The following is a 5,724-nucleotide window of genomic DNA, read 5'->3' on the forward strand; positions in this document are numbered from 1 at the left end:
GCCGCGTGCCGTGCCCGGCGCCCGGGGCCGTTCAGCGCACGGTGAGCGGCCGGGAGGCGAAGACCTCCTCGCCCACCGGGAGTTCGAGCCGGACGGTGATCGCGGGGCGGCGGAAGGCGCCCCCGCCGGGCACCGGGACGCGGACGGAGAACGCCGGCCACTCCTCCACGTTGCGTTCCGGGCCGGGCACCGCGGGCAGCGGGTCCGCCGGGCCCGGCGGGCCGAGGGGGACGGGCAGCAGCCGGGGCGCGTCGTCGCCGACCGTCAGCCGCAGCCGCAGGTCGCCGGGCGCGGTTCCGTACACGCCGACCCGGCCGCTGACGACCAGTTCCCTGCGGTTGTCGGGGGCGCGGTCCGCGCCGGCCAGCAGCAGCTGGTTCTCGGGGGTGAAGTAGACCCCGCCGGAGTCGAGCGCCAGGTAGCCGGTCCGCGTCGGGTACGGGGTGATCAGGCGGGCCGGGCCGGCGGGGCCGGTGAGGGGCCGCACCCGCCACAGCGGGCCGGTGGGCTCGCCGACGGCGCGCAGCCGCACCTCGCGGGTGACGCCGGGGGCGGTGAGCCGCAGGTGCAGATCCCAGACGCCGGGCGGCAGCGGGCTGCCGTGGTCGGCGGTCAGCGGGTCGATGTCGGCCGTGAAGCCGAGGTCGGCGGGCACACCGTGCGCGGGCAGGGCGTCCAGCGCGTCGCGCGGGACCTCGGCGGGGCGGGTGGGCACCGTCACCTGGAGCCGGGACTGGCGGCAGCGCAGAAGGAGCTGGGCCGTCACCTCCTCGCGCGGCACGCTGTCGATCCAGCCGGCTCCGGTCACGCGCAGGGCCTCCCCGTCCCAGCGCGCCCCGGTGGCCAGGCCCTGTGCGGTGAGCGGTCGCAGCCCGCCGCCGATGTCGAGGGCGAACTTGCCGCCCTTGGTGCGGTACGGGACGACGGAGTCGCCGCCGGTGGCCCGGATCCGGCCGCCGGGTATCGCCCAGCCGTCCTCGTCGGGGGCGGCGGGGGCGGTCAGCCGTACCTCGCGCCGGATGCCCTGGATGTCGACGCGCGCCCACAGGTCCCACACGCCGTGGCCCAGTGGCCCGCCGTCGGCCGCCGTGTCGGGGTCGACGGTGGCCTCCCAGCCGGCCAGTCCGAAGTCGTAGCGGCCGTCCTTGCCGTGTTCCCGGGTCAGTTCGGGGGTCGGGGTGTGCCGGGTGGGGATCTCGTGGGTGCGGGCGCCGTCCCGGCTGCGCAGCAGCAGGCGGGTGCGGACGTCGCGGGTGGAGACGGCGTCGATGCGGGCGTGACCGCTGACGGTCAGGGTGTCGCCGTCCCAGCGCGCGCCGGTGACGGCGTGCCGGGCCTTGAGCCGGTCGGTCATCTCGAACAGCTCGTCGGGGAGACCGGCGGCCGGGTCGCGGAAGAAGGGGTAGGGGCGGAAGACTCTGCCGTTCTCGACGATCTCGGGGTCCTGGCTGTGCTCCTCGAACCGGGCGAGGACTTCGAGCTGCGTGTAGCGGCCTTCGAGGAAGCAGTACAGCCGCAGCCAGGTGAGGGCGGGGAGATGCGGGATCATCTCCGGTTCCCAGTAGGTGTCGCACACCTCGCGCACGTAGCGGTAGGTGTCGTCGCGGAAGGCACCGGCGAATTTCTCGGAGGCCGCGACGGGCAGCAGGACCTTGCCCATGATCTGCCGGAAGTGCCGGGCGAGCAGTTGGCGGCGGTTGTCCGTGTCGGTGACGCGCTCGGCGATCAGGTCCATCACGCGCTTGACGGGCTCCACCGATTGCCAGGCGCTTCTGTCGCGCAGGGTCAGATGCTGGCCGTCCTCGCGGCGCCGCGCGTAGTAGCAGTCGTAGTCGCCGACCACGGATATGACGTGGGCGGCGAGCATGGCCTCGGTGCAGAACATCTGGTCCTCGCCCAGCCACAGGTCGACCGGGAAGCGGATTCCGTGATCGTTGAGGAGGCTGCGCCGGAAGAGCTTCTGCGGGTTGAGGGAGCGGTAGACGTTGGAGGTGTAGAGGTCGGCGCGGGCGGCGTGTTTGAAGGCGAGGACGGACACCTCGCGCCCGCCCAGGCCGGCCATCCGGCCGAGCACGACGTCGCTGCTGTTCTCCTCGGCCATGCCCACCATGCGTTCCAGTGCCTCGTCGCCGAGCAGGTCGTCGGCGTCGGCGATGAAGACGTAGCGGCCCCTGGCCTCGTCGATGGCGCGGTTGCGCGGCCCGCTGGGGCCGCCGGAGTTCTCCTGGTGGATGACGCGCAGCGGCGGGAAGCGGGCGGCCCAGCGGTCGAGTTCGGCTCCGCTGCCGTCGGTGGAGCCGTCGTCGACGGCGATGACCTCCATCCGGTGGGTGCCGATGGTCTGGCGTTCCAGGGACTCCAGTGCCTCGGTGAGGTAGGGCATGGCGTTGTAGACGGCCATCACCACCGTCACCACGGGCGGGGACGGGGACGGGGACGGCGCGGTGGCCGGCCTCGTGGGGTGTGCGCTGTGGAGCATCGCGGCTTCCTTCCGACCGGGACGTCGTGGGTGTACGGGGGACCCGGTCCGGAGGGGGAAGGGGGGCGCCGTCGCCCCGCCGTGGGTCACGGCGGTGCTGCGGTACGGCCGGAGGCGGCCGGACGACGGCCCGGTTCCCGGCTCGGGCCAGGGACGGGCGGCGGGCTTCGCCGCTGTCGGTGGGGGCCGGCGGGCCATGCGTTCCAGCTATCGATCATAACAGGCGGTTACCATACTGAGTAAATATTGTTCGTCCTGTGCGCGGGAGTTGACTACCGCACACGCCATCACCACATGCCACCGCTCCCCTTGACAGCTCGACGGCCCGGCGGGATAGAGACCGCATGGAACCTGAGCGCGTCACCGCCGGTACCGAGGTGGCCGTCGTCGGGGCGGGACTGGCCGGTCTGGTGACGGCCGACCGGCTGACGGCGGCGGGCCATCACGTACGGGTCGCCGAGGCGCGGGAGCGGGTCGGCGGGCGGCTCGCCGGGCTCCGGCTCGGCGGTGTGAACGTCGAACTGGGCGGCACCTTCATCGGCCCCGTCCAGCCGCATGTCACCTCCCTCGCCCGGGAACTGGGCGCGACCACCGTGCCGACGTACGACCGCGGCCACCATGTGCTGCTGCGGCGCGGCCGGTTGCGCCGCTACGCCGGGACCATCCCCCGGCTGCCGCCCGCCGCGCTGCTCGATCTCGACCGGGTCATGCGGCAGTTCGAACGGCTCATGCGCACCGTTCCCCCCGGCGCGCCCTGGCGTGCGCCCGGCGCCGCCCGGCTGGACGCGCACACCCTGGAGTCCTGGCTGCGGGGCGTCCGGGCCGGCGGCACCACCCGCGCCATGCTCGGCCTCGTCGCCCGCACCACCTGGGGCTGCGAACCGGCCGAGGTCTCGCTGCTGCACGCCCTGCACTATGTGCGCGGCTGCGGCGGGCTGCGGCCGATGCTGGACGTGGCGGGCGGGGCGCAGCAACAGCACTTCGCCGACGGGGCGCACACCCTGGCCGAGCGGCTCGCGGAACGTCTCGGTGACCGGGTGCTGCTGGGCGCGCCGGTCACCCGGATCGTCTGGGACGCGGCGGGCGCCGTCCTGCACCGGGCGGAGGACGCCGCACCGGTACGCGCCCGGCGGGTGGTGATCGCCGTGCCGCCCGCGCTGCGGAACGCCATCGCCTTCGATCCCCCGCTGCCCGCGCCGTACGCCCAACTCGCCCAGCGCTGGCCGCAGGGCGTGCTCGGAAAGGCGTACGCCGTGTACGACACGCCGTTCTGGCGGGCCGCCGGACGGTCCGGGCAGGCGCTGGCGGACACCGGGCCGGTGTTCATCACCTTCGATGTCTCCCCGGCGGGGCCGGGCCCGGGTGTGCTGCTCGGCTTCATCGGCGGGGACTACGCCCGGGCCTTCGACGGGCAGCCCGCCGACGCCAGACGCCGGGCCGCCCTCGGGTCGTTCGCGGCGCTGTTCGGGCCGCGGGCAGCCCGGCCGCTCGCGTACACCGATCACGCGTGGGGCGGCGAGCGGTTCAGCGCGGGCGGCCCGACCGCCGCCGTACCGCCCGGTGCCTGGCGCGCGTACGGGCCGTGGCTGGCCCGGCCGGTGGGGCCGCTGCACTGGGCGGGTACGGAGACGGCGGACGCGTGGTCGGGCTTCATGGAGGGCGCGGTCCGCTCCGGCGAGCGCGCGGCGCGGGAAGTGCGCCGGGTGCTGGCGGAGCCAGCCCCCGCCCGGTGATCCCGGGCCGGCCGGCTCCGCCGTCCTCCCCCCGGCCGGTCCCGCAGGTCACTGCTTCCGGTGTTTTCCGGTCGGTGGCGGCGGAGGTATCTGTTCGTCCCGGTTCCCACCCGGTGGCTTCCCCGTGCCGAGGTCGGGCTGTGGCTTCGCATGCTTTCCCATGAATACCCCCAGGTGTGCGCGTTGCCCCCTCCATGGTGACGCCCCGCGATGCTCTGCGGAAGGCGGCTCTCCCCAGCGCGTTCCCCGCGCCGCGCGCCCCAGTAGGGTGAAGCTATGAACGCCGCATCCGCACCGACCGCCGGGCCCGTCACGGCCGACGACCTGGAACAGATCGTACGACTGGCGGTCCGCGCCCTGGCCGAGGCGCCCGCCGATGCCTGGAACCGCCCGGCCGGCGGCCTGGAGTGGGACTGCTGGGAGACGGCCGAGCACCTCGCCGACGACTTCTTCGCCTGCGCCACCCAACTCGGCCCGGCCGCCCCACCGCTGACCGGCTACGTCCCGTTCGCCGCCGACGCCGCCCGCCCCGGCGCCCCCGTCCAGACCCTCCGCGCCGACCGCGCGGCCGGTCCCGCCGGGCTGCTCCAGGTGCTGGAGGCCAGCGGCGCGCTGCTGGTGGCCATGGTGCGCACCGCCGACCCGGCCACCCGCGCCTGGCATCCGATGGGCACCGCCGACCCGGAGGGCTGGGCGGCGATCGGCATCGTGGAGGCCGTCGTCCACACCCACGACCTGGCCGCCGGGCTCGGCGTCGACTGGCGGCCCCCGGCCGCGATCTGCGCCCGGACCCTGCACCGGCTGTTCCCCGACGCGCCGCAGGACACCGACCCCTGGGCCACCCTGCTGTGGGCCACCGGCCGGGGCACCCTGCCCGGCCGGGAACGGCTCACCGCGTGGCGCTGGTACGCGGAGCCGCGCGGCTGAGCGACGGCCCCGGGGGCCTCCGGCGCCCGAACTCGGTGCTCCTGACGGCTGGAAGGACGGTCCGGCCCGTGCTTGCATGAGCCGCATGGTGTCTGCTGGCCTTCGCGGCCCTGTCGTTCATGCTGATCGTGATTCCCGGCCCCAGCGTGCTGTTCGTGATCGGCCGCGCGCTGGCCCTGGGCCGCCGCGCCGCGCTGACCACAGTGGTGGGGAACACGCTCGGCGCCTACGCGTTGATCGTGGCCGTGGCGTTCGGGGTCGGGGCGGTGGTGGAACGCTCGGTGCTGGTCTTCACCGCGCTCAAGCTGGTCGGTGCCGCCTACTTGGTGTTCCTCGGCGTCAAGGCCTGGCGGGAGCGTGCGTCGTTGCAGGCGGCGATCGCCGGGACGGGTGCGGCGCAGGGTGGTTCGCGGACCTTCTGGGAAGGGTTCGCCGTGGGCGTGACCAACCCCAAGACCATCGTGTTCTTCGCGGCGGTGCTGCCGCAGTTCGTCGACCGCGGTCAGGGGCATGTCGCGGCGCAGATGCTGCTGCTGGGGCTGGTCTTCACCGTCATCGCGGTGGCGTGCGACATGGTGTGGGGCC

General features: G+C 74.7%; 4 protein-coding genes. 3 read left to right on the forward strand and 1 reads right to left on the reverse strand.

Annotated features, from left to right (window positions below; all coding sequences use genetic code 11):
• Positions 1–31: 31 nt before the first annotated feature.
• Positions 32–2,479, reverse strand: a complete 2,448-nt coding sequence (locus ACFV5N_RS23790; RefSeq protein ID WP_385603388.1) for a glycosyltransferase — start codon at positions 2,477–2,479, stop codon at positions 32–34.
• Positions 2,480–2,823: 344 nt separating this feature from the next.
• Here ACFV5N_RS23790 and ACFV5N_RS23795 point away from each other — a divergent pair, with 344 nt between their 5' ends.
• The 3 genes from ACFV5N_RS23795 to ACFV5N_RS23805 all read left to right on the forward strand — a co-directional run.
• Positions 2,824–4,212, forward strand: a complete 1,389-nt coding sequence (locus ACFV5N_RS23795) for a flavin monoamine oxidase family protein (RefSeq protein WP_385603391.1) — start codon at positions 2,824–2,826, stop codon at positions 4,210–4,212.
• Between the two features lie 276 nt (positions 4,213–4,488).
• On the forward strand, positions 4,489–5,139 hold the full coding sequence (locus ACFV5N_RS23800; RefSeq protein WP_385603394.1) for a maleylpyruvate isomerase N-terminal domain-containing protein: 651 nt from the start codon (positions 4,489–4,491) through the stop codon (positions 5,137–5,139).
• 119 nt (positions 5,140–5,258) lie between these two features.
• Positions 5,259–5,724: LysE family translocator (locus ACFV5N_RS23805; protein WP_385603397.1), on the forward strand; the 466-nt coding region annotated here is incomplete at its 3' end.

It is taken from the genome of Streptomyces sp. NPDC059853 (genome assembly GCF_042731495.1).
Taxonomy (GTDB): domain Bacteria; phylum Actinomycetota; class Actinomycetes; order Streptomycetales; family Streptomycetaceae; genus Streptomyces.